Genomic DNA, 26730 nt, shown 5'->3' on the forward strand with positions numbered 1-26730 from the left:
TACGCCACGAGGAGTGCAGTCCTATGAGCGAGACCGATCGCGAGGCCATCCAGGTTCCGGCGCGCACTTCTGCCGGTGTGTTGCTGATCGTCACGGCGATGCTGTGGTTCTGCCTGGAGGCCATCGCCGCGTCGCGGTTCCGCCCGCCGTACAGCTACGCGCACAACTACATCAGCGATCTCGGGGTCCCCGAGCCCGGCACCTTCGAGGGCCGTGCGATGGACTCGCCCCTGTCGGCGCTCGCGAACTTCATGTTCTTCTCGCAGGGCATCTTGTTCCTGGTGGCCGCCATCCTGCTCACGCGGGCCGTCGCCCCCAGCCCGGCCCGCCGGGCGTTCCTGCTGCTCGCGGTCGGTTACGCGATCGGATTCACCTTGATCGCCACCTTCCACGGCTCCGAGCAGGCCGCCGCCGACGGGACCGGCAAGCTGCACGTCCTCGGGGGCGCCATCGCGGCGCTCAGCGGGAACGCCGCGCTGATCGTCGCGGGCTCGTACCTGCGCAAGCTGCGCAGGTATCGCGCCTACGGCGTGTTCACTGTGATCGCCGGCGTCGTGGGCATCCTGTCGCTGGTGTTGCTCATGATCGATCGCTCGAGCACCTCCATCAACCTGCTGCCGGACGGCACCTGGGAGCGCGGCGGCTGCTACCCGATCCTGATCTGGGAGTTCCTCACGGGCGTGCTGCTGCTCCTGGCCGCGCGGCGGCGCACCGCGGCGTAGCCCCGTCCAGCCCGAACTGCAGCCGCATCGGCGCGGCAACGAGGAGAATCGGGAGCTGTGCCCGATTTCGTTGCCTCGACCGATGACGTCGAATCCGCTGAGCGGGAAGACTATTGGCATTACGTGCTGGGCGAGACGTTCGCGCCGGTGAACCTGCACGACTGGGATCGTTCCCCGCGTCCCAAGGCACAACTGGAGGGAACCGTCCGCGGGCGGATGCTGTTCGCCGAGCTGACCGCCGGCCCGCACAGTCATCGGCGAACCCCGCGTTGCATCCAGCAGTCGGACGCGGCGTTCTTCCAGATCGCGGTCCTCACTCGCGGCGCGGCATCCCTCGAGCAGGACGGCCGGATCGCCGAACTCGCCTCGGGCGATCTGGTCGTCTACGAGAACGCGCGGCCGTTCACCTGGACCTTCAGTCGCCCGTGGTCGGTCTCGGTGCTCTCGGTGCCTTCGGACGCGGTGCCGCTCAGCGATCGAGAGCGTCGCGTGGTGAGCGCGAGAGCGCTGTCGGGACAGCAGGGATTGTCCGGAGTCGTCGCCAGATTCGTGCTGGACCTGATTCGCCATGGCGCGGAGGTGCGGGAATCCCAGTCCGAGGAGATTCTGGCTCGCACCACCGATCTGGCGGTGTGCCTGCTCGGCGAACCCGGCCACGCCGACGCCGCGCAGCGGAGCCTGATGACGCGCATCAAGGACTATATCGAACAGCACCTTCGGGATCCGGCGTTGACGCCGGCCGAAGTAGCTGCGGCAGTGAGCATTTCGACCCGATACCTGCACAAGCTGTTCCAGGCCGAGCACGAGACGGTCGCCCTGTACATCCGCCGCCGTCGTCTGGTGCGGGTCCGCGCGGAACTACTCGATCACCGACTCGCCGAGCTGAGCATCGCGACATTGGCGCACCGCAACGGATTCGGCGACCTCAGCGGCTTCACCCGGGCCTTCCGCGCGACCTACGGAGTCAGTCCCGGCGAGATGCGAGGAAGCCACCCCGAGCATCGCTGACCCACACGATCGACGGATGATGCGCTCTCGTCCGCACCGTGTGCACGGTCGTCCTCGTCAGAGCGGTCCGGGGTCGCCGACGATGTGACCGGCAGTTCCGGGTGCGCCATCTACGTCTCCCGGCCCGAAGTCGTCGCCGACCTCATCCGCGCGGCCGTCGACACGGTCTGACCGCTCCGCGAAAGCGGCGCGTCGAATCCGAGCACGCCGGAACAGGTTTGACCCGGTCGTCTCGGCGTATACGGCATTGGACGGACCGGTTTCCGGGGCGTCCGATGTGGCAGTTGCCCGCCCCGTGTGCCCGGGGCGGGCAACATCACCGCTCAGTGATTTCCGCTCAGCGCGACACTCGCGCCGACCCCGATGATCATCAACCCGCCGGTGCTCCCGACCGCCTCGAGCCGCCGCGGTGAACGCGTGAACCAGGTACGGGCAGTGCCTGCGAGCAAGGCCCAGCTGGTATCGGACAGGACCTGGATGCCCAGGCAGATCGCGCCGAGCAGCAGGAGTTGCCACGGCAGGTTGCCGGCCTCGGGCGCCGCGAACTGGGGCAAGACCGCGCCGAAGAACACGATCGTCTTGGGGTTGGTCGCTCCGACAACGAACCCTTGCCGCACCATGCGACCCGTGCCGGACGCGCCGGGACCCGATTGCAGCGCGCCGACCAGCTGCTTTCGATGCCGAATCGCCATGACGCCCAGATACATCAGGTAGGCGGCCCCGGCGATCTTGACGACGGTGAACAAGATCGCCGACGCGGCCAGGATCGCGCCGAGACCGAACACGACAGCCACCAACGGCACCGCCGATCCCAGCGTGGCGCCGAGCACCGACAGCAACGCCGCGCGGCGGCCATGCGCCAGCGCCCTTCCGATCGCGAACAACACGTTCGGACCGGGAATCACGATGAGAACGAACGCGGCGAGAGTGAAGGCCACGAGATGGGAAGCGGGGACCATCTACGCAGCCTAGGTCGACCGTGCCCGGTGCGGGCTCCGACTGCTAGCGTTGAGCGCGTGTCCCTCGCTGTCCACCTTGCTCCCGGTTGCCGCCCGCGTGGCTGCCGGGCTCCCGCGCGGCGGGTGCACGGGCGGCGGGTGCGATGGGTGATCGGCTCCGAGCCGGGCCAGGTCAATGGGATGCGATGGCTTTGCGCGTCGCGCGTCGAGCGAGGTAACTGAGGGCTTTCCGGGTCGATCACGACCGGGTTCCTCGCTGCGCGGATACGCGTTCTCGTGACCTTCCCCTGTCATCGCATCGGAACGTAGGTTCCGGCTCAGGAGCACGTCGACCATGACCAGCGAGTACTTCATCCCTGCCCAAGAACGGCAGAACCCCAGCGCCGAAGGGTATTTCGGCGACTTCGGCGGCAAGTTCATCCCGGAGGCGCTCGTCGCCACCGTGGAGGACGTGGCCGCGGAATATCGAAAGGCAATCCGCGATCCGGAATTCGTGGCCGAGCTCGAGCAGTTGCTCGTGCACTACGCGGGACGGCCCACCGCCTTGACCGAGGTGCCCCGGTTCGCCGAAAACGCGGGCGGGGCAAGGATTTTCCTCAAGCGGGAGGATCTGAACCACACCGGCTCGCACAAGATCAACAATGTGCTCGGGCAGGCACTGCTCACCAAGCGGATGGGCAAACCGCGGGTCATCGCGGAGACCGGCGCGGGCTCACACGGGGTGGCGACAGCCACCGCCTGCGCGCTGTTCGGGCTCGAATGCGCCGTCTACATGGGCGAAGTCGACATGCGGCGGCAAGCGCTCAATGTGGCCCGGATGACAATGCTGGGAGCGCGGGTCATTCCGGTCACGTCCGGGTCGCGCACCCTCAAGGACGCCATCAACGAGACGTTCCGGGACTGGGTGGCGAACGTGGACAACACGCACTACATCTTCGGGACGGTCGCCGGGCCGCATCCGTTCCCGGCGATGATCCGCGATTTCCAGCGGGTCATCGGCGTCGAAGCTCGCCGCCAGATCCTGGAACGCACCGGGCGACTGCCGGACGCGGCCGTCGCCTGCGTCGGCGGCGGGTCGAACGCGATCGGATTGTTCCACGCGTTCCTGGACGACGAGGAAGTGCGGCTGCTCGGGTGCGAAGCCGCCGGGCACGGGATCGATACCGGGCGGCACGCGGCGTCGCTCTCGGCCGGTGAGCCCGGCATTCTGCACGGGTCCCGGTCCTACGTCCTGCAAGACGACGAAGGGCAGATCACCGAGGCGTGCTCCATCTCGGCCGGACTGGACTATCCGGGGACCGGCCCCGAACACGCGTTCCTGCACGACAGCGGCCGCGGTGAGTACCGCCCGATCACCGATGCGGCCGCGATGCGGGCCTTCCGGCTGCTGTCCGCGACCGAGGGCATCATTCCCGCGATCGAAAGCGCCCATGCCCTGGCCGGAGCGCTCGAGCTCGGCCGGGAGCTCGGCCCCGACGGACTGATACTGGTCAACCTGTCCGGTCGTGGCGACAAGGACATGGACACCGCGATCAGCTACTTCGGCGCGGACGAGGACGCGACCGTTTCGGAGGGAAACAAGTGAGCGGGAACATCGAACTGCTGAACGAAACCCTGGCCGCGACGAAACGCGCGGGCCGTTCCGCGCTCATCGCCTATCTGCCCGCCGGATTCCCCACTGTCGAGACGGGCATCTCGGCCATGCGCGCGGTCCTCGACGCCGGAGCCGATATTCTCGAAGTCGGCCTCCCGCACAGTGATCCGATCCTGGACGGCCCGGTCATCCAGACCGCCGCCGACATCGCCCTGCGCGGCGGCACCCGGATCAAGGATGTGCTGCGCACCGTCGCCGAAGTGCACCGGGCCACCGGAAAACCCGTCCTGGTGATGACCTACTGGAACCCGTTCTCGCGCTACGGGATCCAGCGATTCGCCCGCGAGCTCGCCGAGGCGGGCGCGGCCGGTTGCGTCCTGCCCGACCTGCCGGTCCAGGAATCCGCCCAGTGGCGGGAACAGGCGGCGGCGCACGGTTTGGCTTCCGTTTTCGTGGTCGCGCCCAGCACCGGCACCGAGCGACTCCATGAGATCACCGCCGCCGCTACCGGATTCGTGTACGCCGCCGCGCTGATGGGCGTGACGGGTGCTGGCGGATCGATCGGCGAGGCCGCCGGAATCCTCGTCGAACGCACGCGCGCGACAACCGATCTACCGGTCTGCGTGGGCATCGGGATCTCCAGCGGAGCCCAAGCGGCCGCCGTCGCGGGTTTCGCCGACGGGGTCATCGTCGGCTCGGCGCTGGTGCAGGCCGTCCTCGACGCTCCGGACGAGCCGGGCGCTCGCGCGGCAGTGCAGGCCTTGACGAGCTCGCTCGCGACCGCAGTGCGGAGGTGACCGTCGAGCGGCACAGGCCGGCCGGAATCCGAGGCGATTTCCGCACATCCTGTGCCGCTCGACCCGCGTAATTTCTACAGTCGGTGGGATTGGTTGTCGGTGCGGTCGCGGTCTTGCAGAGCCGCGGGGTTGTCGGGGCTGTACACCTCGGTATGCGGGCCCTTGTTGCGCCGGTTGCCGATCGCGAACGCACAACCAGCCGCGGCGAATACGGCCACGGTAACGATCCCCGCAATCCAGCTCCAGCCGTTGAAGCCGCCCGCGAGGGCGGCGATCGTCGCGGCCGCGGTGACGCAGCCCAGCAGCAGTAGCGAGACCGGAATGATGCCGAGCTGCCAGGCCCAGCTGGCGGGCTGCTTCTCGACATAGTTCGTGGAGTCGTCGTCGGAGACGGTTACTTTCTTTCGGATCATGAGTCCAACCATTCTCGGCCACCTCCTGCCGCTGGTGAGAAAAGCTGAGGTAATGACCCGGCTACCCGGTTCCGGGCGTCCGAACCCCGGTCTTCGAATCACATGGGCAGGTTCTGCTCGTCGAGCACCGTGCGGGCAGTGATCGCGCCGGTGACCAGCAGCCGGGAGACATCGGAAAGCCGCGCGCTACGGCGCCGCCCGAAGGACCGCAGGACCTGGAACGCATCGTCCATATCGAGGTTGTCGGCGTGTGCGAGTACGCCTTTTGCCTGCTCGATGATGATGCGGTTGCTCAGCGCGACCTGAAGTTGCTCGGTCAGCACTTCCCCGCGATGGATGGCCCGCTCCTGCAGGATCCCGATGGTCGCGGTATCGGCGAGCGCCCGCGCGACCCGCAGGTCGTTCTCGGGCATGGGACCCGGTTCACGACTGAACAGGTTCAGCGCACCGATGGTCTCGCGGCGCAGTCGCATCGGTATCGCGTGCACCGCGGCGAAACCATCATCCAGGGCGCGGCCGGCGAACAGCGGCCAGCGTTCCACCTCGGTGCCGAGGTCGGCGACCGAAACCGGCTCACCGGTATGCACGCAATCCCAGCACGGGTCTTCGCTGGTCTGGAGCTGATAGAGCTCGAGCATCCGGGTCTGTTCGGTCGAGGTGGCCAGCACCTGCAGATTTCCACGCTGATCGGACAGGACGATGCCGGCGGCGGCGGCGTCGAGGAGCCGTACACAGTGGGAAACGAGCTCGTGCAGCACATCGACCATGTCGTAGTCGTCGACCAGGGTGTCTGCCAGCTGGACAAAGGCATCCAGCAGTCGGTCTTCTCGTTCTCCGGTCGAGAGCGGCGCGTTGGACATGGCGTTTGTCTCCTTCCTTGCGCATCGGGCGGTCGTTCGGGTGGTCAGTGCCTCACGATTGATCGAGGTCAGCGGGGAGCAGACGGCGGGCGACGAGATCGTCGGCGACGTCATCGACCAGACGTCCCGCGGCGAAGGCGTGGCCGCGTAGTCGCGCGAGTGCGTGCTCGGGTGCGACGCCGAGTTCCGCGATGAGCATGCCGGTCGCCTGGTGCACCTGGGCGCGATTGGTCGGCACGTCGGTCCATCGGGACACGTCCCACGCGTTCATCTGCATCTCCACCAACGCGAGGGTCACGATATCCACGACCTGCAAGGCGATCGCGACATCGACGGTGGACAGCCAACCGGCCCGCTCGCTGTACATATCCATCGCGCCGAGGCTGCCGGCGCCGGCGAGCAAGGGAAACGCGAAGATCGCACCGACCGGTTCACCGATCATCTCGGCGGCGAACACCGGCCAGGTGCGGCGAGTCGCGGTTTGCAGGTCCGCGACCAGCACGGGGCGATGCGTGGTGAAGGTCTCGAAACACGGTCCTTCGCCGAGACTGAACTGCACCGCTTCGATCCTCGCAACCACTTCGTCACTGGCATACAGTGTTTCGCGATTGTTGGTATCAATGATCAGCGAGATCGAGGCGCCGTCGATGGGCAGCAACTCCACACACATCCTGCCTAGTCGGGCCATCGCGTCCATGCCATCGCGGCTGTGGCCCAACGCGGACAACAAGGCCGCGCGAGCTCGGCTTATCGAATCGTTTCTACTCATCTGCCAGCGCCGCCCGAGGCGGAGACTGGCCGGCGCGTACTGCCGTTTCAGAGATGTACATCGGTTCCCCCGCGATCTCTCCGCTTGGACGAGAAGGGCGGTCACGCGCCGGCGCTGTGACGGTGACGAACTCCGAGACGGCGCGTACTGCCCGACGCGGTGATACCCCCGGCGGACGACTTGAATCCGGTGCTGTCCGCGACAGTGCCTGTTACCCTTGGTTCAACTATTGCTGTCCTTGACCCTGGCAGTCGACCGCGACTTCGCGCCGACCAAAGGTGTCACCATGGGCAGCACATCGAGTTTTCCGCTCCTTGTCGAGCAACGAAACACCAGCGCCTCCCCGATTTCTGTGCGGGAGTTGCCCTCGCCACCTCCGGTCCGCCGGACTCGGCCCGGCCCCAACCGATCGCCGCGCAAGTATCGCAACGGCGACAGCTACGACGGCATCGAACCGATGCTCGACCAGCTGGCAGCCCTCGAATCACGAGATCCGCGCCGGCCCGTGTTGCGCGAGCACATCATCGGGCTGTGCCTGCCCCTGGCCGAGCACATCGCCAGGAAGTTCGCCGGTCGCGGGGAAACCTTCGACGACCTCCTGCAGGTTGCCCGCCTCGGGCTGCTGCACTCGATCGACCGCTTCGACCCCAACTACGGGACCAACTTCCTCGCCTTCGCGGTGCCGACCATCATGGGGGAGGTGCGCCGCCACTTCCGCGACCACACCTGGGCGGTGCGAGTGCCGCGGCGCACCAAGGACCTGCAGCAGTTGCTCGGCCCGGCGACCGAGGCCTTGACACATCGACTCGGCCGCGCGCCCCGAGCCCGGGAAATCGCCGCGGAACTCGAGGTGGATCTGGTCGAGATCACCAACGCGCTGATCGCCCGCAACGCCTATCAGGCGTCGCCGATCGAAGCGGGCACCAGCAGCGAAAGTGACTGGGCGCCGCAATCATTGATCGATCTTCTCGGTGCCGAAGATACGCGCTTCGGCTTGGTAGAGGATTTTCTGGCGGTAAAGCCCCTGATTGCCGCCTTGCCCGATCGGGACCGCCTCGTGCTGAACCTGCGGTTCTTCGAATTCCGGACCCAATCGGAGATCGCCGAACAAATCGGTATTTCCCAGATGCAGGTCTCACGCATCCTGTCCAGAACTCTGAATACGTTGCGCGAGCAAGTTTCCTGCGACTGATCGTTGCTCGAAGAATTCGAAACTCGTTGTGGCGCAACGTTTCGAACCCTCGAGCGGGGTAGTCGAACAGTGGTGCAGCGTTGCGCCGACCTGATATCGAGATCGAAGGAAAAGGTTTCATGAGCACACGCAACACCACCATCACCTTGATTGCGCAGCTACGCACGATCCGCGATTTGACCAATACCGAAATCCGGATCGCCGAAACGCGCATAGCGCAGGCCCGCACCGAAGCGGTGCGCCGAGAGCTGGCCGAGAACGCCGAGAACGCGCGCGGCCGAGTCGAGGCCATCGGGACCGCAATTCGCGAACTGGGCGGCGTTCCGGGATGGATCGGGCCCTTCTTCGGGCGGGCAGCCGCCGCGGTCAAGGCGGTCGGCGAGCAAGCCCAGTCCTTCGACGAAGCCTTGCTCGGCGACCTCGCCCTGGAAAACCAGATTCTCGACCGCGCCCGCTACATCAAGGCCCTCGCGACCACGGTGCAGAACGCCGATGTCGTGGCGGTCGCCGAGCGGTTGATCACCGCGCACACGGCAACCGTGGAGTGGTTGACCACCGTCCTGGCCGAGGACGCACTCGGCGGGCCGGCGGCGCTGCGCCGCACCCCATTCCAGGCGGCGACCGGGACCGCGGTGAAGCTGGCCAATATCCCCGTGACCTGGTCCACGCGCGGCATCGACCGGGCGCTGGACACCGTCCGTTCCGCCCCGCCCGCGCTCGGCGCGCTGCTCGCCCGGGGCGCCCACGCCGGCGACGTGGCCGCGAAAACCCTCTCGGCCTCGCGCGACTCCGCACTCGAGACCGCGGAGCGAGTCACCCGCCGCGAAGGCGCCGACTCCACCGCCGAGGCGTTGCATTCGCGGCGCACCGCGACCGGAGTTCTCGACCCGGGTGAGCTGCCCATCGGCGGCTACGAGGACCTGAACGTCACCCAGGCGGTCGCGGCGATCAAGGAACTCACCGAATCCGCGGACGTCCGCGCCGTTCTCGCTTATGAGGAAGCGCACAAGAGCCGGCCCGGTGTCGTGTCGGCCGCGCAGACCCGAGTGGCGGCGATCGCCCGAGAAATCATCGGCCTGAACTGACCGTCCCCGACTGCGAAAGAGATGACATCACAATGACTTACAACCAGCAACCCACCGCCCGCCCGGGCGCGCGATCGCTCACCCGCGTGCAGATCGCGGCGCTGATCGTCGGTGCGGTCTTCTTACTGGTCGGCGTGCTGGGGTTCATCCCCGGCATCACGACCGGATTCGACACCCTGACCGTCGCGGGGCACCACACCGACGCGAAACTGCTGGGCCTGTTCCAGGTTTCGGTACTGCACAACCTGGTGCATCTGCTCTTCGGCGCGGCCGGCATCGCCGCGTCCCGCCGGGCCGATGCCTCGCGGCTCTTCCTGATCGGCGGCGGCGCGGTCTATCTGATCCTCTGGCTGTACGGGTTGGTCATCGACCAGAGCAGCGGCGCGAACTTCATCCCCGTCAACACCGCCGACAACTGGCTGCACTTCGGACTCGGCGTTGGCATGGTCGCACTCGGTGTGATTCTGTCGCGCGTCGCGACGAACCGAGGCTCCGAGTCCGCGGTGGCCGGACCGTCGCACCGCATCGACCCCCGCTGACCCGAGCGGGCAACCCCACGCCGCGGCGGAGCAACGGCCGCCGCGGCGTCGGCACCCTCTTTCGACCCGAATATCAAGGGGAAGCACCGTACTGATGACCAGAACCGCTCAACCGCGTCCCACCCTTCCCGAAAGCATGGGCGAGCTCGATCGCCGCGCGATCGACACCGCGCGTGTCCTGGCGATGGACGCGGTGCAGCAGGCCGGCAACGGCCACCCGGGCACCGCGATGAGCATGGCTCCCACCGCCTACCTGCTGTTCCAGAAGTGGCTGCGCCACGATCCGGGCGATCCGAACTGGGTCGGCCGCGACCGCTTCGTGCTGTCGATGGGACATTCGAGTCTCACTCTTTACATCCAGCTCTTCCTCTCCGGCTACGGGCTGGAGCTCGCCGACCTGAAAGCGTTGCGCACCTGGGGCTCTCGCACTCCGGGGCACCCCGAGGTCAACCACACCCCGGGCGTCGAAACGACCACCGGCCCCCTGGGGCAGGGCGTCGGCAATGCCGTCGGCATGGCGATGGCGGCCCGCCGCGAGCGCGGACTGCTGGATCCCGGCGCCGCCGTGGGAGCGAGCGTGTTCGACCACACGATCTGGGCGTTCGCTTCCGACGGTGACCTCGAGGAGGGGGTCAGCGGTGAGGCGTCATCGCTGGCCGGAACCCAGCAGCTGGGGAATCTGGTCCTGATCTACGACGCCAACCAGATCTCGATCGAGGACGACACCGACATCGCCTTCACCGAGGACGTCGGCCGGCGGTACGAGGCCTACGGCTGGCACGTGCAGCACGTCGAGGACGGGGAGGATCTCGTCGCGGTCGACCGCGCGCTGGCCGCCGCGCGAGCCGAGACCGCCGTTCCGTCACTGATCGTGCTGCGAACGATCATCGGCTGGCCCGCGCCGAACAAGCAGAACACCGGCGCGGCCCACGGATCGGCACTCGGCGAGGACGAAGTCCGAGCGACCAAGTCGCTCCTCGGATTCGACCCGGACAAGACCTTCGACATCGCCCCGGACGTCCTCGCCCACGCCCGAACGATAACCAAGCGGGGCAACAAGATTCACGAGTTGTGGCAGCAGCATTTCGACGCCTGGCGGGCCGGAAGCCCGGATGGCGCCGAGCTGCTGGAGCGGATGTCGACTCGCACGCTGCCGAAAGGCTGGGCCGAGCACCTGCCGAGCTGGGGCGCCGACCCGAAGGGTATGGCCACCCGCAAGGCCTCCGGCGAGGTCCTCGCCGGTCTCTACCCGGTTCTGCCGGAACTGTGGGGCGGGTCGGCCGACCTGGCCGAGAGCAACAACACCGCGGTCGAGGGAGCGCCCTCGTTCCTGCCCGCGGACCGCCAGACCAAGAGGTGGTCGGGCGGCCCGTACGGGCGCACGCTGCATTTCGGCGTCCGCGAGCACGCCATGGGCGCGATCATGAACGGCATCGCGCAGCACGGCGGCACTCGCGTGTACGGCGGCACGTTTCTCACCTTCTCCGACTACATGCGCGGGGCGGTGCGACTGGCCGCGCTCATGCAGCTACCGGTCACCTACGTGTGGACCCACGATTCCATCGGCCTGGGCGAGGACGGTCCCACCCACCAGCCGATCGAGCATCACGCCGCGCTGCGGGCCATTCCCGGTCTGGACTTCGTCCGCCCGGCCGACGCCAACGAGACCGCCGTCGCGTGGCGCACCATCCTCGAACACAGCGACCGCCCGGCCGGACTCGCGCTGTCCCGGCAGCACCTGCCGATCTTCGACCGCTCGGAGTTCGGATCCGCCGAGGGGACCGCCCGGGGCGGTTACGTGCTGGCCGAAGCCACCGGCGGCGCCCCCGAGGTCATCCTGATCGGCACCGGCTCCGAGGTGCAGATCGCCGTCGCCGCCCGAGAAGTGTTGCAGGCCGACGGAATTCCGACCCGGGTCGTGTCCCTGCCGTGCTGGGAATGGTTCGCCGACCAGGATCGCGCCTACCGCGAGCGGGTACTGCCGCCCACGGTGCGTGCCCGGGTGAGCGTCGAAGCCGGAATCTCCATGGGCTGGCGCGAATTCGTCGGCGATGCCGGCCGGATCGTCGGGCTGGATCACTTCGGCGCGAGCGCTGCCTACACCGTGCTCTACGAGCAATTCGGGCTCACCGCCGCCGCGGTCGTCGACGCGGCCCGCGACAGCCTGGCCGCGGCCGGGGCGCCGCCGCTCGCTCCCGACCGGCCCGGACAGCGTCGGCGCCCTGCACGCACCGACCGGCGACCGCTGACACTCGATCTCGAAAGGTATTGCTATGACACAGAATGAGAAGCTGGCCGAACTGTCGGCCGCCGGGGTCGCCGTCTGGCTCGACGACCTCTCACGCGACCGCATCCGCAGTGGGAATCTGCAGCCCCTGATCGACGAGCACTCCGTCGTCGGCGTCACCACGAATCCGACCATCTTCGCCGCGGCGATCAGCGGCTCGGACGCCTACGACGACCAGGTGCACGCGATGGCCATCCGCGCGATCAGCGTGGGGGAGGCGCTGCGGACGATCACCGCCGCCGACGTCCGTGACGCCTGCGACCTGCTCGCCCCGGTGGCACAGCGCACCGGCCGCGACGGCCGGGTCTCGCTGGAAGTGTCGCCCGGGGTGGCGCGCGACACCGACGCCACCGCCGCCGAGGCGGCGCATCTGTGGTGGCTGGTCGACCGGCCCAACCTGTTCATCAAGATCCCGGCGACGCGCGAAGGCCTGGCAGCGATCACCACTCCATCGCCCGCGGCATCAGCGTCAACGTCACCCTCATCTTCAGCCCGCAGCGGTACCGGGCAGTCATCGACGCCTATCTGTCCGGACTCGAACAGCGCGTGCGCGACGGCGGAGCCCTGGCCGGGATCGAGTCGGTGGCCTCGTTCTTCATCTCCCGCGTGGACACCGAAATCGACAAGCGCCTCGAAGCGGCCGGCGCGGACCCCGCCCTCCAGGGCAAGGCCGCGGTGGCGAATGCCCAACTGGCATACCAGGTGTACGAGGAGGTCTTCTCCTCCAGCCGGTGGCGCGAGCTGGAAGCGCACGGCGCACAGACACAACGCCCGCTGTGGGCCTCGACCGGTGTGAAGAACCAGAACTACCCCGACACGCTCTACATCGGCGAGCTCATCGCACCGGACACGGTCAACACCATGCCCGAGAAGACCCTGAAGGCCTATGCCGAGCACGGCAACCCGGGCAAACCCATCCAGCGGAGCTACGACGAGGCGGCCCACATCATGAAGGCGGTGGCCGCCGCCGGGGTCGACCTGGACGATGTCTTCGAAGTCCTCGAGGAGGAGGGCATCCAGAAGTTCGTCGACTCGTGGGACGAGCTCACCGACTCGGTTCGCTCGGAGCTGGCGGACAAGAAATGAGCTGACTGGTCGGGATGGTCTTGCGGTCGCGTCAACCGGGGTGGTGGCGGGTCATCCACGCCGTCGCGTCGGTGCGGAAGTCGGGATGATCGAGCAGTTCGGTCTGGGCGTGGGCTTCGATGTCTCGGATGACGACATCGAGGTCGGCCTTCGATGATGAGGCGAGGGTTCGCTTGAGGGACCGGATCGCGCGGGTGGGAACTTCGGCGATGGTGGTCGCTAGTTCGAGTGCCGCGATGAGCGGGTCCGGGGCGATCGCGCAGATCATGCCGAGGCGAGATGCGGTGTCGGCGTTGATGGTTCGCCCGGTGGCGAGGAGTTCGAGGGCGTGTTCGCGGCCGATGGCTCGGGGCAGGGTGTAGGAGAGGCCGAAATCGGGCCCGAGTGCCATTCGGACGAACGTCGCGGCGAATTTCGCTCGGGGCCCGGCGATTCTGAGGTCGCATGCCATTGCCAATCCCCAGCCCGCGCCGATGGCCGGCCCGTCGACGGCCGCGACTGTCAGTTGAGGCATCCGTGCCAGGGGGAGTAGTGCCGCCGCGGCTTGCGCCATGATCTGTGATCCAGAGTGATCGGTGAGACCCCCGGCGCTGGAAAGGTCCGCACCGGAACAGAATCCGCGCCCGGCGCCCGTCACGATGACAACCGAGAGCTGTTCGTTCGACGCGAGTTCGGTGAACGCGGCGCCCATCTGCTCGGCCATCCCGGCGTCTATCGCGTTGAGTGATTCGGGGCGATCGAGAGTGACGGTAGCGATGGCCCGGGTGGGGTACTGGACGCGGATCGAGGGCATGAAGTCAGCGTAACTAAAGTTACGTTAGTAACGCAATGTATATTACGTGTGTATTGTTTGTGTGATGAGTGAGGTGTCGGCGGGCCGCGCACAGCGGCGCACGCAGCAGCAGCGCCGGGACGAAACGAGAGCCGCGTTGCTGGATGCGACGATCGAGTGCCTGGTCGAATCCGGCTATGCCCGATTGACTTTGGCTCAGGTCACCGAACGTGCCGGCTTGTCGGTCGGCGCACATCTGCATCATTTCAAGACGCGCACGGTACTGGTCGCCGCGGCGATCGAACGTCTTGCCGATCTACGCGTCGACGATGTCCGCACGCGCACGGGCGGGGAGATCGAGCTGACGGCGTTGCTCGATGTGGTGTGGGAGTTGCATTCGGGCCCGCTGTATCACGCGGCCTTGGATTTGTGGGTCGCCGCGCGGACCGATCCGGAGTTGTGCGAGCTGCTTGTCGGTGTCGAACAGCGGATCGATCACGAGCTGGCACAGGTGGTCCGCCGGCTTCCCGCGCGATACTCCGATCGTGCCGATGTGGCTGACCTGGTGAAGATGGCGTTCGCGACGATTCGTGGTCTCGCGATGCGGGATTGCCTGCAGCCGGGTCGCGATCGCGATCGGGAATGGAAGGCCTGCCGCGAATACGTGCTGGCGGCTTTCGCTCTGCCGAACGGGTACTCGCTTACGCCGAAGTGAGTGCGCAATGGGTCTTCACCACAGCAGAAAGATCGCCTCCAGGCCCACGATGTAGCCGATGACCGCCGCGGCCGCACCACCGAGCACCACCACGAGCCAGGACTTGCCGCGGCGCCGAAGGACTATCACCACGAGGGTGGTGAGCACGAGAACCCCGATCAGCAACGCTATGGCAGGTGTGTGATCGGCGTACATGACGTACTCACGGCGGTGCTTGGACTCCATGGTGGGCGAATCGGCTCATCGGTAGTTGATGTTTCATCGAACAGGCTGCCAGAGATCATAATCACTGGCTGTGCCCAGCCGAGGTACGTCGCCGGCGGCGGTTGCGGTGCGAACGGGGAATGGAGCCATGCCCAACCAACGCGTCCGGCGAGTGGGATCGCCCGATCAGTCTCACCTGGTAATACGCTCTCCTGTGTGACCTCATCGCATCCGCGCTTGATCTCGCCGAACGGTGAAATTTTCTACCCGGTCACGGAGCCGTTGACGAAAGCTCGGGCCGCCGAACTGGTCGCGGCCGGCGCGCTGATCGCCATCGACCCGTGCGGTGACGGATGCACAGACGTCACCTGGTTAACGGACCGCGAACGTAAAAGCGCGCTCGCCCGGGGCATGACCCTGTCGCGTCGTGCGCTCGGTCGGTTCCAGCAATGGCAATCACCGACCGGCACTGTCGTAGTCCTTGTCGACGGCGGGGATCTTCGCCGCTGAACGTCCACCTGGCTCACGATTTTCGCAACGCTTGGGCATCGCCCGCCAGGAACAACGCGTTGGCGGACTCGCCGGGCGCCGCCCGAAAGCGCCTACTCGAGTGCGCGACAATGCCGCTGTGTGCGCTGACAGCAGCGGTCACGCCGCGGCACCAGGCGGGTCGGCAAGATCGTACTGACGCGAGTCAGTGGAAAGCTTTGCGCCACAGCAGAATCGCAGCGCCGAGGGCGATCAGGATCAGGTAGCCGAGAAGCCGCGCCCAGTCCGGGAGGTCGAGATAGTTCAGTGCGAACCAACTCCGCGAGCCCCCGGCGAAGTTGTTGATCAGCCCGCCGACGCCCTGAATGAGCAGCAGCAACCCCAGTGTTTCGAGCATCAACTCTCCCCTTATCGATACAATCGTATTGATTTGATGGTGCCAGAGTAGCCTTGCTGTTGACTGGAGTCAAACCAATACGATCGACATGGAGAGGTGGGGCGGTGAGCGGTAGGGGCGCGGTAGTGCGCGGTGTGGGTGTTGCGCACGACGAGCGACGGCAGTCAATCCTGGAGGCGGTGTTCACGATCGTGGATACCGAAGGCGTCGAAGGGATGAGCATCCGGAACGTCGCCCAGCAGGCCGGCGTGTCCCTCGGCCGAGTCCAGCACTACTTTCCCACCAAGGACGATCTGCTCGCGGCAGCGTTCACCAGCATCGCCGAGGTCGGCGGCAGCCGAGTGCGAGCGCAAGTCGCGGCAGCGGGCACCGACGACCCGATCTCGGTGCTGCGCGCGATACTTGCCGAGACAATTCCGCGAACAGCCGAAGACCGCCGCCTGTTCCGAATCATGCAGGCGTTCGAGACACACGCGCTGCCGCGCCCGAGTCTGGCCGTCGAGGTGACCCAGGGCTACGACGGGCTGATCGACCTGATCGCACTTCTTCTGGGCCGCGGGGTCGCAACCGATCTCGACGTTGCCGTGGCTGCGCGCGAACTCCTCGCGCTGTCCACGGGCCTGGCCGGACTGACCCTGACCGGCAACATCGCAGCGGATCAAGCCGAACACATAGTTTTCACTAGGCTGGATTCATTTGTGAGCGGTTGATGCCCGGGGGCAGGGCTGCCCGGGGTCTCGCGGTGGAGGGACCACGCGTCAGCGAAGACGCTCGGAATCACGCTCGCCTCAGCTGATTTCAGTAGGGCGAGTGAGCGACTATGCCGCTGAGGCGCACCGGCGAACGCGCGGTATTTCCGCATGCCGGAGATCGTGGATCCGACCGAGCGCCGGAAGGCGTTGGCCGAGCTCAATCGGCGCATCACCGACTGCTTCGGGAACGTCCCCATCTGCCACAGAGCGCGCGATCTCGCGGGTCGCGGCGCCGGCCGACGTACGCACCCCGATGAGCCTGCGCACAAGGCGCTACGTCCGCGACCTTGATCGGAACGGGTCTCCGGCAGGGTCGATAACCCCGCTATGCCCCGTCGTCGAGGGCCTGCTGCAGATGCTCGCTCAACAGCGACTGGCGGTAGGAACCGTCGATCAGCCCCACCTCACGCGCCTCATCCTCGGTGATCAGCCGCAACTCACCCTGCGCCGACTCGGCCGCCCCGAACTCACCGAGATCAACGTCCGGCCATCGGAGATCGGTCCCGTGATAGATCTCCGATGGACAGGGAAACAGCTCCCGCAGACTCTCGTCGTGGCCGACGATCTTCCAGACGCCCGCGGCGACTTGCTCGTCGTCGGTGTGGAAACAGTGCCGCCGCAGCACTACTGGCGTTTCGCCGCCGAGCGTCGGGAAGACGGCTGTGCCGCGCAGCAGCCCGAGCGCTGTCCCGAAATGGTTGCGGTCCACGACCGACGCCAGGTGATATCCGCCCGCAGCGGCCGGAATGGCCAGTACGTCACCTGGCCGCACCTTCGGTTTGCGTTGGGGCGCATCGGCTTCGAGGCCGACCACCTCGTCGGCCGCGATATCGGCAAGGCGGATTCCCGAGGTCTCGAGCGCTGCGGCAATACCGGCGACGAGCATGGTCGGGGAGACCGGCTCGCCGGTCCGGGCGGCCGCTTGCTCGGCCAGCAGGAGCAGGAAGGCCGAGGCGTCCACGAACGCCGAGTCGTTGAGCTCGCAGGTCCGGGAGGGTCGTTCGCTTTCGTACCGCCGACTGCCCTGCACCTTCGCCCTCAACTTCAGCGGCACCGGGAAACTGCCCGTCCCGATATTGTCATCGGGGGGTATCGACCAACCCAGGACCTCCAGCAATTCGGCGAGCGAGGGCTGCCCTCCCAACTGCTCGGCGAGGTCGGTGACAAGCCGGGTCAGTGCTTCGTCGGCGTCATCGGGTGCGGCGGTGGGACTTGACGCCTCGTTCATGGGCAACCGTGCCCTTCCTCTGGTTTCTTTCGGCGTGATCGCATAGCGCCCTGAACATTTGAAGCTGAGATCCAACAGAGCTCACCGTGTAGAACTGGGTTCACCTCAAGGGATCAGCATGGTGTCCAACGTATCTGGCCGATGTTTCGCGGCGGGCCCGAAGCGCGAACGTATCCATATGCTGCTGCAGGAAGGTGGGGAGATCGCATGTCTGGTCTTGCCGTGCGCGGTGCAGGGGAGTAGTTGTATGTTGTTGCGGCCCTTGGCTTCTTTGTAGATGGAGCGTGCCGTTCGATCAGCTCGCTGGGGTACCGTACGGGGCTTCTCCTCTAGCATGAACGGGTGAAGTTCAAGATTATGTTCACGTCGGTGCTGTTGCTGGCGGCCCTGTTATGGGGAGTGACATGGTTGTTCGAGCATCCGGAAGTATTGGATTCCTGCGACCAGGTGCCGTGCCCTCCGGACGTGTTCACACAACCCACGCCCACACCGTCGGCGCCGGGCGAGCCGTACACGATCACCTCGAGCGCCTACCAGTGCTGTAAGTGAAGGCAAAGCCCAGCCAGTGCAGAGCTATTCTTTGTCTCGGACGCGGTCAACTGACGCTAGACCGGCGGCCGGAGGGCTTGTCGCTGAGCCGCGAGTGTGTCTGCTCAGGTGAGATAGACAGCCACTCCGGCTGCTGCCAGACACGCCACGGCTAACAACTGCGAGCGTCTGCTCGCGGCCATGAATAACCAACCACGGGCCGCGATCAACAGAAACCATTGCGACAGAAAAATATTCGCCGCCGCACCGCCGGCGACCGTGCGCAACACGAAGCCGGACAGCAGAAAATCCACACGGCCCGCCGAATAGCGTGGATGAATGCCGAGCGTCGAACTCCCTCGTCGGGTCATCTTCCTCAATGGCACATCGAGCGCGGGCAAGACCACGTTGGCCCGGGCTATCCAGGAGGAGAGCGACGTCCCGTTTGTCTACTGGGGGATCGACACGTTGTTCGGTCTGGTTCCGCCGAGTTGGGGTGGTGGACGCGATGGCCCGCTCAGTCGCGACGGATTTTGGTATGACCGGACAGGTCACGACGCGGATGGCCACCCGTCGATGGTCGTCCGCTACGGCCGCATCGGGTATCGGATGCTGCGGTCGGCATGCGCTGCGGCTGCCGAGTTCGCCCGTGGCGGCGATCATTTGGTCATCGACGAAATGCTCCTGGCTTCGGACCTGTTGCCGATGTGGATGGACGCGCTCGCAGGGCTGGACGTTCAGCTGGTAGCCGTCACTTGTCCGTTGGATGTTGCCGAGCAGCGAGAAATGGTTCGTGGCAGAACAATCGGGTTGGCCCGGGGCCATTTCCGCACGGTGCACGATCACGGCTATCGCTACGACACGATCGTCGACACGACCACCGGGACACCCGCTCAACTCGCCCGTGTCGTACTGGGACGACAACCGACTGCCGATCCGGTGACCGATGCGCTCCGACCCGGAGATTAGTGTCGTTGCTGTCTCGCCTAAGGCGCGCTGGCTTTGGTTGATCGCGCCCGCAGTGTGGAGAGGGTAGCCGCCCGTTCGAGCCGGGCCGAGTCCGGAGGGAGTCGGCAGAAGTTGCGGACTCCCTTAAGCCTCTCGAACAGATCCCTAATACGCATCGGAGCGGCGTAAACCCTGGGTCGCTCTAGGCCGGGACGTTCCGCGGCTCCGATCCGACCGAGACAGTCCTCCGCGGTGAGTAGCGAGGCGGCGTTCATAGCCGGTTGAGCGGACTGTGATATTTCGGGCCGGTTGGATAAATCCGGCCACGATCAACGATGATTTCTCAGTTCGATCTGAATTGTGCACGGAGGAAAATACTTGAAGAAGTTCATGGGCAAGGCTGTTGTCGCACTGACGGCGGTGGGCCTTGCGGCCGGATCGGTGATCGGGGCTGGTGCGGCGAGCGCGGTCGAGGCGAACGGCTCAGGCCTGTTCGGCGCGATCGCTTTCAGCGAGCAGCAGTGGTATTACGGGAGCAGCGTCGACGCGGTGAGTGCCGAGGAGGCGATCACCGAGGCTCTCGGCAACTGTGCCTGGGATGGCGCTTCGGATTGCGCTGTCTTGGTGACTTGGGCCGACGGCTGTGGCGCGTTGATCTACATCGACAACGACGACAATTTCTACGGTGTCGGCACCGGTGCGGGACCGGACCGCTCGGCCGCGCTGTTCGCCGCCCACGCGAGTCTGGGCAGCGCCTACCCGCGGGCGCTGCTGGCCAATGTCGGTTCCGCGGACTGGTCGAACACCGGGGTCACCGAGGTGATCTGCACGGCCAACGTGTAATTCGGAGATCTGCCCGGCAGGCGGTTGGTCTGCCGGGCCCCGTCCGGTCATGCCGCGACCTGCGCTCGTCGTGCCGGCTAAACGCATGCAGAAATCAGTCGTCGGTCAACTGCTTGCGAAACTCCCGCCGCCAATGGGGACTCTGACGCAGTCCCACGACCAAGCCCAGGGCTTCCCGGGCCGACAGGTTGAGCGCCTCGGCCAGGGCGCGAGCGGCCATGGCGCGGTCCTGCCAGACGGACCTGTCCTTCCATTCGGCGAAGATCACCAGGGACTCGGCATGCACTCGGCGCAGCCGCAGATCAAGAGCGGAATCGTCGATAACGCCGGGGTGATCCTCCTCGTTCAGCAGCGACAGCGCGGCAGTGACCTCGTCATAGGTATCGAGTCCGGTCTCTGCGGCCAGCGACGACATCTGCGTGGCGAGCACGCGGCGCAGGCGCTCGGGCGTCGCGGCCTCGACGAGGGAGACAAACCGCTCAGGCACAGGTGTCTTGAAGTTGTCCTGCGGGTACCCGAAGTTGTTGTCCGGGAGCAGGGGAAGGATCCGTGCGCTGTCGAGTTCCCCCTCCAGGCCGGGCGGTGGCAGCGGGATGCCACAGCCCTGAGCGACCGTCTCACACACCGCCAGCAGCAGTTCCTGCGACTGCTCGGGCGTGGGTTCCGCAACGGGCGTCGGCAGACCGGGGAAGACTTCGAACGGGTCGCTTGCGCAGTGAGGGGCGGGCTGTCGGGTGTCGTATTTCGTCACCAGTTCGCCGTTGTCGAAAAGCGACACCGAGGTCGTGCCGTTGTCCCAATAGGCGACGGACACCGCGCGGGTGCCACCGGAAACACGGCGCAGCACTTCGTCGCGTGTGCCCTCGAAGCGATGACGACCTTCCTCGATGCCGAACGCCCAACCGCCGTGGGTTCCCACGCGGACCACCGGCAGCAGCACGCGAGGGTTCTGCGGCTGGTCTGGCATTGTGGCGGCCTGCTCCCGCCACCGTGGGCGCCGGGTCTGGGGTAGCGCGCCGAATCGGCGGAGGAATTCGGTCTCGTCCAAGTCCTGGGCGAAGGTCAGGCAGAAATTGTCATAACCGCTGGGCCAGGTCTTGTTCGGTGTGGTGTCCGAAGTCGTCCGAGACGGCTCGATGATTGGGTCGGTGAGTGCGAGGTCGAACAGGGACCGAGGCTCGGTTGGCGCCTCGGGTGCGTGCTCCCACAGCAGCATTCCGTCGTCGACGACAGGGACATACGATAGCCCCACTGTGATGACGGTTCCGCCCTCGAGGGAGTCGGCTATCTGTCCCAGGAAAGCTGCGAGGCTGCCCCAGTTCCCGAAGCTCACGGTATCGGCTTCGCGCTGCCGGCCCACCGCGCCGAACGATTCGCCTCGGCGGCAGTCCACGAATAGCCCGTCCGCACTGATATTGCGGGCGAAGGGTACGAAATCGTGGTGCCAGAAACCCTCCATCAGTGGGTCATCTTCGTACCGGGACCACGATTCCTGTCGGCTTAGGCCCGCGGAGAGGATCTGGGCGAGGGTGTAGGGCTCGAAACCGGGGAAGCTGAAACCGCCCTCCTCGGGGGAGACGAAACCCCGCTCCCCGGGCGAGACTCCGTCGTGGTGGCGCAGGTACGCGACCAGATCCGCGGGGAACTCCACCCCCAGCTCGGTAGCTGCGGCGCTGATGGCCTCTTGCGATGCGGGTGGGCGCAAAGACGAGAAGGTGCGCGGCGCGTGCGCGGCGAGCCATGAATCGATCCGTCGCAGGGATTCTTCGATAACGCTAACGAGCATCGTCCGATCATCACATCTACCTCTGACACCAGTGCTTGCTCGGAGGCCACGGCCGGTCGTGCTCACCTGCCGCTGGTACTAGCCCGCCGATCCAGAACGCATTGCCTAACAACCTGGCGCCTTCCTTGATCGATGCGCTGAGGCCAATTACGGTGAGCGCCAGCACCGCCCAGATGCACCACTAAGACGGGAGGCAATCAATGGGTTTCGCGCAGCGTTTCGACCACGTCGGCATCACCGTTGCCGATCTCGACACCGTCACGGCGTTTTTCGTCGGCCTTGGCCTGGAGGCCGATCAGAAGATGGCCGTCGAAGGCGAATTCCTGGACACCGTCATCGGCATGACGGGGGCCGCCACCGAGATCGTCATGCTGCGCCTGCCCGGCAGCGGCACAACCCTGGAGTTGTCGAGTTTCACACGCCCAGAGCATCTTCCGGGTTCGTCCGACGCACCGCCCAACGAACTGGGGCTGCGCAACGTCGCGTTCGAAGTGACGGACCTGCAGTCCGCGGTCGACAGCGCGGCAGCCGACGGCTACGGCCTGGTGGGCGGAATCGGCGAGTACGAAGGCGTGTGGCGGATGGCCTATATCCGCGGACCCGAGGGAATCATCGTTTCACTGGCGGAGCGCATCCAGGGCTGAGAAGACATCATGAGCACGACGGTGACCGACGAACAGATCCGGACACTGGCCGCGACTGCCAAGCCCTATAGCGTGGCCTTGCTGCACTGGGGCCCGGAGCGGGCGATGGACGGCGTCGAACTCGAGCATCAGCGACGCATGGTGTCGTCGTGCGCCGAAGGCGTGATCGCGGTCCTCTGCCCGGTTGCCTCCGACACCGTGGCCGGTGGGGCAATCATGACCGTGTCGGCCGAGCAGGCGGCGGAGATCATGGCCGCGGACCCCTGCGTGCAGGCCGGGATGCTGCGCTGCGAGGTGCATCCGTGCCACGGCTTCCCAGGGGATACCCTGCCGGCCTGAGTGATTCAGGCGGATGACCGCAGCCGCTGGTGCCGCGGTCGCGTGGTCCTGAGAGCTGCGGCGTCGGCACTGCGCGCTCATGCCGATTTCGGTGCAATCCGTGTCGGAGCTTCCGGCCTCATGGAGCAATCAACACGGCAGGCGCTAAGTTGGCTCAAGTGCCAGCTAGCACCCGACCCAGGGCGGTGCGGCGACGCATCGCGATGTCGGAGGACCTCGGTGCGATACTGACCAGCGGACCTAGCCACCGGTTCCCGGTCTGCCGTGCCTGTGCTGATCGAGTGGGCTTCCTTGCATGACTACCCTCCACTCTCGCTTTCGATCACTCACGCATTTTTCAGCGGATTCGCTCAAAATTAGGCGCGAGCCAGGATCGGCTGACTATCAGGGCAGCGATCGTAGCGAGGTCAGCTACTCGGCCAATTGGACAAACTGCTCATCGTTTCTGGTGACGAAATGGCCCTGACCAGGCCGGAGGTAACGGGGCTCGAAATCGCCGAGGGGAATTGGCTCGTGCCGGCTACAGCTGAGAACCAGCGCAGACGTGCCAAGTGCACGCAACCGTAAGAGTATGGAGTCCGAGGTCATCGCCATGGCCGCACCGGTGGTGCGTCTGGCCACGATTAGATGAAAGCCGAGAGCCGGTGCGAGCGGCAGGTAGTCGAGTAACGGTTCCAACGGGTTGCTGGCGGCAGCGACGAGGTCGTGGTCGTCGACTATGACGAAGAGTTCGGGACCGGTACGCCAGGATCGCGTTCGCAATTGCTGAGGTGAGACGTCATGCGGAGGTGAACGTTTGCCGATATACTCGGCGAGGTCGACCATATTTTGCTTTATCTGAGACATAGTTGAGCCATACCCGGCAAGAAATCCTTGGGGAACTTCGCCCAGCAGGCTGTGGCGGCAATCTGCCACGATGAATCGAACATTGTCGGTCGTATTTGCTGCGGCAACGCTGTTGATGATGTTTCGCAACAGTGTCGTTTTGCCTGATTCGGCATCGCCCACGATCATCAGATGCGGACTCTTGGCAAAGTCCAGATATATCGGCTCCAGCTCGGATTCTGTAATGCCAACTGGGATTCGTAAATTACTATAGGTTCGATCGACTAGCGAGGGCCAGTCGTTGGCCATCGACAAGAGCTGGCTCCGTTGAAGCCGGGTTGGCAGCACTCGTACAGGGGGCGCCTCTCGGCCGCTGTTGGTCTGGACGACGAACGCAACGGCGTCGGCTATTGCTCGGTGCATACCGTCGGAATCGCTCTTGCCGTCGATGCGGGGCAGCCCGATGAGCATATGCTGGCCTGCCGGAGTCATGCCTCGGCCGGGACTTTCCTGTGGGACGCGCGCGGCTACTTCGCGATCGAAGACAGACTCCATCGGATCGCCGAGCCTCAATTCTAATCTCGTGCTGATCTGATCAGCTAGTGCGACAGGTATGTTGCTCCAACGTGAGAATGTAACAATGACATGTACGCCGTAGGACAATCCGCGGGCCGCGAGGTCGACAATCGAGGATCGTAGGAAATCATCGAAGTCTGAACCGATCACGCCGAATCCGTCGACCACCAGAAATGCATCGCCGAAAGGGTCTGCGTGTGCTGCGGTGGCGGCGGCGCCATCGGGATTCTGCTGACGCAGACGCCGGAACTCGGCGATCGACTCAATGCCGAACTCGGCGAAGTGGATCTCCCGCTTTCGTATGAGGTCTGTAAGTTTCGCAACTGTGCGCCGCGCGGTGTCTATAGATTGGCGTCCGCACACCGACCCGACATGCGGTAAATTTGCCAGAGCATTTAATGCGCCGCCCCCGAAGTCAAGGCAATAGAACTGCACCTGCTCCGAAGTGTTCACGAGCGACATTGCCATGATCAGCGTGCACAGAGCAGTCGACTTTCCTGATTGCGGACCACCGGCAATGGCGACATTTCCCCCAGGGCCAGACAGGTCGACCCACAAGGCGCCCCGGCGCTGATAGTAGGGTAAATCGACCACCCCGATCGGCGCCGTCAATGCGCCCGCTGCGGGCTGAAATCCACCCGGAACCCTGGGAATAAGCTGATCCAGCGTTGGAGCCTCGGCCAACGGAGGCAACCAGATCTCGTGCGCCGGACGTCCATGACCGCGGATTTGGGCGATCATCTGCTGGAGGGTAGAGACGCTGAAATCGGGCGGGTCACCCGAGTCGCTTTGGCCACTTGGCCCGGAAACGTACGATGCCTGGAATCGCACAACTTCCCCGCTGCCTGACCTCAGGTAGCCCTCACCAGGCCTGATGGGCAGGTCATAGGTTTCCGTAAGGCCGAGAACTTCGCGGAATTCGTTGGTAGAGAAGGGTTTAAGGCAGATTCGGTAAGAAAGATTGCCGATTATATCTCTGAGTGTGTTCTCTTCTAGCCGGTGTGCGGATAGCAGCAGATGAATGCCCAGTGAACGGCCGAGTCGGCTGATCGACTCGAAGAGACCGATCAGGTGAGGTTGCTGATTCAGCAGTTCGGAGAACTCATCGACAACGACAAACAAGGCTGGGAGAGGAATGAATGAGGCACCGGCTGCCCGCATCTTCTCATACTGCGAGATGTTGGCGACAGGTCCGGCCGCGCGCAGGAGTTCCTGGCGCCGCTGTAGTTCACCTGCCAGCGCGTCGCGCATGCGGTCGACGAGCACAGCCTCGACCTCCAAGTTGGTGATGACGGCCGCAATGTGCTGGGCTCCTTCGAACTCAAGGAATGTCGCACCGCCCTTGAAGTCGATCAGGACTAGATTGAGCTGCTCGGGCGAGTGAGTTGCCAGCAACCCCAGTATCAGAGTGCGCAAAAACTCTGATTTGCCGGAACCAGTTGTGCCGATACACAAACCGTGTGGGCCAGCGCCATTCTCGGCAGCTTCCTTGAGGTCCAACTCGACAGACCGACCATCGGCACTGACGCCAAAAGGTATACGTAGCCGGTCACGCCCCTCATGTCGTCGCCAAGCTGCTGCCGGCTCGAAGGCCGCTATGTCAGCGATGCCAAGCAAGTCGCTCCATGGCACGGCAACCGGCGGACCCGTTCGGTCCCCAGCGCCGACAGCGTGATTCACGGCGAAGGGGAACCGGATTGCAGTGTCAGTCCCACGCTGATTCGGCTGGGGCAACCCTTTGATCTGTAACTGGGCGCGCAGCTTGGGATAGATATCGGCAAAGGTCAGTAGCCGGGGTCCGCCTGAGATGCCGTTACGGACCAAGTCATGTAGCGCTCCGGTAAATGACGTGCATGATGTTTCCTGTAGATCGAGCGCCGGAACATGTGCAGTGTTATTACGTGTAGTCGCTGTCAGCGTGTAGACCCCCTGCACATGGGTCAGATCTGAAAGTGCAAGACCATCGGCGCTGGTCAAGGCCTCGATTGCTTGGCCAGCGAAACAGCAGTCCAGAATCGCAATCCGGATTGTCCCAGGACTCGTCCGGAACGCTTCAGCGAGTACATCCCACGGTATACCGGTGATCTTCGGCCTGTTGGGACGAGTGGTAGTCACTGTCAGGCAGAGCTCCCCGCGTGAGCTGAGGACGCCGTGCCCGACGTAGTACAACAGAAACACCCCTGTGCATGCCTCGGCAAGGTCGCTGATCTGGCCCGCCAAATCCGGAACGGACAACGGATCGGCGATTGTAGTTATCTGCTCGGGATCCCAACCGCACAGACGCGGATCTGATAGCAGCTTCTCCATGGCGCGCAAACTGTTTCGGGCTGCTGGAATCGCCGGGAAGTCGGAGTGCTCGTAAGCAGAGACGCC

General features: G+C 65.3%; 26 protein-coding genes and 2 pseudogenes. 17 read left to right on the forward strand and 11 right to left on the reverse strand.

Annotated elements, in window-relative coordinates:
• Window positions 1-23: 23 nt before the first annotated feature.
• Together AB0H76_RS34960 and AB0H76_RS34965 are read left to right on the forward strand one after the other, a co-directional pair.
• Window positions 24-722 carry a DUF998 domain-containing protein gene (locus tag AB0H76_RS34960; protein WP_357331357.1) on the forward strand — a complete coding sequence of 233 codons (699 nt, stop codon included), beginning with the start codon at window positions 24-26 and terminating at the stop codon, window positions 720-722.
• A gap of 57 nt (window positions 723-779) precedes the next feature.
• Complete coding sequence (locus AB0H76_RS34965; protein WP_357331358.1) at window positions 780-1730, forward strand: helix-turn-helix domain-containing protein; 951 nt, start codon at window positions 780-782, stop codon at window positions 1728-1730.
• 323 nt (window positions 1731-2053) lie between these two features.
• Here AB0H76_RS34965 and AB0H76_RS34970 read toward each other — a convergent pair whose 3' ends face one another.
• Window positions 2054-2689: a LysE family translocator gene (locus AB0H76_RS34970; RefSeq protein WP_357331359.1), complete on the reverse strand. Its 636-nt coding sequence runs from the start codon at window positions 2687-2689 to the stop codon at window positions 2054-2056.
• A gap of 334 nt (window positions 2690-3023) precedes the next feature.
• Between AB0H76_RS34970 and trpB the strand changes: the two genes are divergently transcribed.
• Both trpB and trpA read left to right on the forward strand, forming a co-directional pair.
• On the forward strand, window positions 3024-4274 hold the full coding sequence (gene trpB, locus AB0H76_RS34975; protein WP_357331360.1) for a tryptophan synthase subunit beta: 1251 nt from the start codon (window positions 3024-3026) through the stop codon (window positions 4272-4274).
• Between the two features lie 8 nt (window positions 4275-4282).
• Entirely contained in the window at window positions 4283-5080 is a 798-nt protein-coding gene (gene trpA, locus AB0H76_RS34980; RefSeq protein WP_357331475.1) for a tryptophan synthase subunit alpha, read from the forward strand.
• 74 nt (window positions 5081-5154) lie between these two features.
• Here trpA and AB0H76_RS34985 read toward each other — a convergent pair whose 3' ends face one another.
• The 3 genes from AB0H76_RS34985 to AB0H76_RS34995 form a co-directional block, all read right to left on the reverse strand.
• The gene (locus AB0H76_RS34985; protein ID WP_357331361.1) at window positions 5155-5493 is read right to left on the reverse strand and encodes a hypothetical protein; all 339 of its coding nucleotides are present in this window, start codon (window positions 5491-5493) and stop codon (window positions 5155-5157) included.
• 98 nt (window positions 5494-5591) lie between these two features.
• Window positions 5592-6353 (reverse strand): GAF and ANTAR domain-containing protein, encoded by a 762-nt coding sequence (locus AB0H76_RS34990; protein WP_357331362.1) that lies wholly within the window; start codon window positions 6351-6353, stop codon window positions 5592-5594.
• A 52-nt stretch (window positions 6354-6405) separates the two neighbouring features.
• Complete coding sequence (locus tag AB0H76_RS34995; protein WP_357331363.1) at window positions 6406-7227, reverse strand: GAF and ANTAR domain-containing protein; 822 nt, start codon at window positions 7225-7227, stop codon at window positions 6406-6408.
• A gap of 352 nt (window positions 7228-7579) precedes the next feature.
• Between AB0H76_RS34995 and AB0H76_RS35000 the strand changes: the two genes are divergently transcribed.
• From AB0H76_RS35000 to tal, 5 genes and pseudogenes are all read left to right on the forward strand, one after another.
• The gene (locus tag AB0H76_RS35000; protein WP_357331476.1) at window positions 7580-8314 is read left to right on the forward strand and encodes an RNA polymerase sigma factor SigF; all 735 of its coding nucleotides are present in this window, start codon (window positions 7580-7582) and stop codon (window positions 8312-8314) included.
• A gap of 119 nt (window positions 8315-8433) precedes the next feature.
• Window positions 8434-9399 carry a ferritin-like domain-containing protein gene (locus AB0H76_RS35005; protein WP_357331364.1) on the forward strand — a complete coding sequence of 322 codons (966 nt, stop codon included), beginning with the start codon at window positions 8434-8436 and terminating at the stop codon, window positions 9397-9399.
• 32 nt (window positions 9400-9431) lie between these two features.
• On the forward strand, window positions 9432-9938 hold the full coding sequence (locus AB0H76_RS35010) for a DUF4383 domain-containing protein (protein ID WP_357331365.1): 507 nt from the start codon (window positions 9432-9434) through the stop codon (window positions 9936-9938).
• Window positions 9939-10074: 136 nt separating this feature from the next.
• Complete coding sequence (gene tkt / locus AB0H76_RS35015) at window positions 10075-12225, forward strand: transketolase (RefSeq protein WP_357331366.1); 2151 nt, start codon at window positions 10075-10077, stop codon at window positions 12223-12225.
• Window positions 12212-13311 (forward strand): annotated as a pseudogene (gene tal / locus AB0H76_RS35020) (transaldolase). The gene tkt and the pseudogene tal overlap by 14 nt, the downstream one beginning before the upstream one ends.
• Window positions 13312-13342: 31 nt before the next feature.
• Here tal and AB0H76_RS35025 read toward each other — a convergent pair.
• A complete protein-coding gene (locus AB0H76_RS35025; RefSeq protein ID WP_357331367.1) occupies window positions 13343-14104 on the reverse strand; it encodes an enoyl-CoA hydratase/isomerase family protein in 762 nt (253 codons plus the stop codon).
• 64 nt (window positions 14105-14168) lie between these two features.
• Between AB0H76_RS35025 and AB0H76_RS35030 the strand changes: the two genes are divergently transcribed.
• Complete coding sequence (locus AB0H76_RS35030) at window positions 14169-14798, forward strand: TetR/AcrR family transcriptional regulator (protein WP_357331368.1); 630 nt, start codon at window positions 14169-14171, stop codon at window positions 14796-14798.
• 15 nt (window positions 14799-14813) lie between these two features.
• Here AB0H76_RS35030 and AB0H76_RS35035 read toward each other — a convergent pair whose 3' ends face one another.
• Window positions 14814-15023 carry a hypothetical protein gene (locus tag AB0H76_RS35035; RefSeq protein ID WP_357331369.1) on the reverse strand — a complete coding sequence of 70 codons (210 nt, stop codon included), beginning with the start codon at window positions 15021-15023 and terminating at the stop codon, window positions 14814-14816.
• Window positions 15024-15218: 195 nt separating this feature from the next.
• On the opposite strand from AB0H76_RS35035, the gene AB0H76_RS35040 reads away from it, so the two are divergent.
• Window positions 15219-15512 (forward strand): hypothetical protein, encoded by a 294-nt coding sequence (locus tag AB0H76_RS35040; RefSeq protein ID WP_357331370.1) that lies wholly within the window; start codon window positions 15219-15221, stop codon window positions 15510-15512.
• 184 nt (window positions 15513-15696) lie between these two features.
• On the opposite strand, the gene AB0H76_RS35045 is transcribed toward AB0H76_RS35040, so the two are convergent.
• Window positions 15697-15888: a hypothetical protein gene (locus AB0H76_RS35045; RefSeq protein WP_357331371.1), complete on the reverse strand. Its 192-nt coding sequence runs from the start codon at window positions 15886-15888 to the stop codon at window positions 15697-15699.
• Between the two features lie 179 nt (window positions 15889-16067).
• Between AB0H76_RS35045 and AB0H76_RS35050 the strand changes: the two genes are divergently transcribed.
• Complete coding sequence (locus tag AB0H76_RS35050; protein ID WP_357331372.1) at window positions 16068-16598, forward strand: TetR family transcriptional regulator C-terminal domain-containing protein; 531 nt, start codon at window positions 16068-16070, stop codon at window positions 16596-16598.
• A 367-nt stretch (window positions 16599-16965) separates the two neighbouring features.
• Here AB0H76_RS35050 and AB0H76_RS35055 read toward each other — a convergent pair whose 3' ends face one another.
• Window positions 16966-17943: a hypothetical protein gene (locus AB0H76_RS35055; protein WP_357331373.1), complete on the reverse strand. Its 978-nt coding sequence runs from the start codon at window positions 17941-17943 to the stop codon at window positions 16966-16968.
• A 267-nt stretch (window positions 17944-18210) separates the two neighbouring features.
• Between AB0H76_RS35055 and AB0H76_RS35060 the strand changes: the two genes are divergently transcribed.
• Complete coding sequence (locus tag AB0H76_RS35060) at window positions 18211-18417, forward strand: hypothetical protein (protein ID WP_357331374.1); 207 nt, start codon at window positions 18211-18213, stop codon at window positions 18415-18417.
• 164 nt (window positions 18418-18581) lie between these two features.
• Here the strand turns inward: AB0H76_RS35060 and AB0H76_RS35065 are convergent.
• Window positions 18582-18701 (reverse strand): annotated as a pseudogene (locus AB0H76_RS35065) (decaprenyl-phosphate phosphoribosyltransferase); the annotation flags it as partial.
• A gap of 34 nt (window positions 18702-18735) precedes the next feature.
• On the opposite strand from AB0H76_RS35065, the gene AB0H76_RS35070 reads away from it, so the two are divergent.
• A complete protein-coding gene (locus AB0H76_RS35070; RefSeq protein WP_357331375.1) occupies window positions 18736-19365 on the forward strand; it encodes a chloramphenicol phosphotransferase in 630 nt (209 codons plus the stop codon).
• Between the two features lie 357 nt (window positions 19366-19722).
• Window positions 19723-20187, forward strand: coding sequence for a DUF4189 domain-containing protein (locus AB0H76_RS35075; RefSeq protein ID WP_357331376.1), 465 nt, complete (start codon window positions 19723-19725; stop codon window positions 20185-20187).
• A 94-nt stretch (window positions 20188-20281) separates the two neighbouring features.
• Here AB0H76_RS35075 and AB0H76_RS35080 read toward each other — a convergent pair whose 3' ends face one another.
• Window positions 20282-21973, reverse strand: a complete 1692-nt coding sequence (locus AB0H76_RS35080) for an SMI1/KNR4 family protein (protein ID WP_357331377.1) — start codon at window positions 21971-21973, stop codon at window positions 20282-20284.
• 200 nt (window positions 21974-22173) lie between these two features.
• On the opposite strand from AB0H76_RS35080, the gene AB0H76_RS35085 reads away from it, so the two are divergent.
• Both AB0H76_RS35085 and AB0H76_RS35090 read left to right on the forward strand, forming a co-directional pair.
• Window positions 22174-22617: a VOC family protein gene (locus AB0H76_RS35085; RefSeq protein ID WP_357331378.1), complete on the forward strand. Its 444-nt coding sequence runs from the start codon at window positions 22174-22176 to the stop codon at window positions 22615-22617.
• 9 nt (window positions 22618-22626) lie between these two features.
• Window positions 22627-22956, forward strand: a complete 330-nt coding sequence (locus tag AB0H76_RS35090) for a hypothetical protein (RefSeq protein ID WP_357331379.1) — start codon at window positions 22627-22629, stop codon at window positions 22954-22956.
• A gap of 411 nt (window positions 22957-23367) precedes the next feature.
• Here the strand turns inward: AB0H76_RS35090 and eccCb are convergent, their stop codons facing one another.
• The gene (gene eccCb, locus AB0H76_RS35095; RefSeq protein ID WP_357331380.1) at window positions 23368-26664 is read right to left on the reverse strand and encodes a type VII secretion protein EccCb; all 3297 of its coding nucleotides are present in this window, start codon (window positions 26662-26664) and stop codon (window positions 23368-23370) included.
• Window positions 26665-26730: the final 66 nt, after the last annotated feature.

The organism is Nocardia sp. NPDC050712 (assembly GCF_040654295.1).
Lineage (GTDB): Bacteria > Actinomycetota > Actinomycetes > Mycobacteriales > Mycobacteriaceae > Nocardia.

What these genes read in the sequence shown, in the direction of transcription:
- AB0H76_RS34960 (WP_357331357.1), top strand. Translation starts at nt 24, where the DNA reads ATGAGCGAGACCGATCGCGAGGCCATCCAGGTTCCGGCGCGCACTTCT.
- AB0H76_RS34970 (WP_357331359.1), bottom strand. Translation starts at nt 2,689, where the DNA reads ATGGTCCCCGCTTCCCATCTCGTGGCCTTCACTCTCGCCGCGTTCGTT.
- trpB (WP_357331360.1), top strand. Translation starts at nt 3,024, where the DNA reads ATGACCAGCGAGTACTTCATCCCTGCCCAAGAACGGCAGAACCCCAGC.
- AB0H76_RS34985 (WP_357331361.1), bottom strand. Translation starts at nt 5,493, where the DNA reads ATGATCCGAAAGAAAGTAACCGTCTCCGACGACGACTCCACGAACTAT.
- AB0H76_RS34990 (WP_357331362.1), bottom strand. Translation starts at nt 6,353, where the DNA reads ATGTCCAACGCGCCGCTCTCGACCGGAGAACGAGAAGACCGACTGCTG.
- AB0H76_RS35000 (WP_357331476.1), top strand. Translation starts at nt 7,580, where the DNA reads ATGCTCGACCAGCTGGCAGCCCTCGAATCACGAGATCCGCGCCGGCCC.
- AB0H76_RS35005 (WP_357331364.1), top strand. Translation starts at nt 8,434, where the DNA reads ATGAGCACACGCAACACCACCATCACCTTGATTGCGCAGCTACGCACG.
- AB0H76_RS35010 (WP_357331365.1), top strand. Translation starts at nt 9,432, where the DNA reads ATGACTTACAACCAGCAACCCACCGCCCGCCCGGGCGCGCGATCGCTC.
- tkt (WP_357331366.1), top strand. Translation starts at nt 10,075, where the DNA reads ATGGGCGAGCTCGATCGCCGCGCGATCGACACCGCGCGTGTCCTGGCG.
- AB0H76_RS35025 (WP_357331367.1), bottom strand. Translation starts at nt 14,104, where the DNA reads ATGCCCTCGATCCGCGTCCAGTACCCCACCCGGGCCATCGCTACCGTC.
- AB0H76_RS35030 (WP_357331368.1), top strand. Translation starts at nt 14,169, where the DNA reads ATGAGTGAGGTGTCGGCGGGCCGCGCACAGCGGCGCACGCAGCAGCAG.
- AB0H76_RS35035 (WP_357331369.1), bottom strand. Translation starts at nt 15,023, where the DNA reads ATGGAGTCCAAGCACCGCCGTGAGTACGTCATGTACGCCGATCACACA.
- AB0H76_RS35045 (WP_357331371.1), bottom strand. Translation starts at nt 15,888, where the DNA reads ATGCTCGAAACACTGGGGTTGCTGCTGCTCATTCAGGGCGTCGGCGGG.
- AB0H76_RS35070 (WP_357331375.1), top strand. Translation starts at nt 18,736, where the DNA reads ATGCCGAGCGTCGAACTCCCTCGTCGGGTCATCTTCCTCAATGGCACA.
- AB0H76_RS35080 (WP_357331377.1), bottom strand. Translation starts at nt 21,973, where the DNA reads ATGCTCGTTAGCGTTATCGAAGAATCCCTGCGACGGATCGATTCATGG.
- AB0H76_RS35085 (WP_357331378.1), top strand. Translation starts at nt 22,174, where the DNA reads ATGGGTTTCGCGCAGCGTTTCGACCACGTCGGCATCACCGTTGCCGAT.
- AB0H76_RS35090 (WP_357331379.1), top strand. Translation starts at nt 22,627, where the DNA reads ATGAGCACGACGGTGACCGACGAACAGATCCGGACACTGGCCGCGACT.
- eccCb (WP_357331380.1), bottom strand. Translation starts at nt 26,664, where the DNA reads ATGGAGAAGCTGCTATCAGATCCGCGTCTGTGCGGTTGGGATCCCGAG.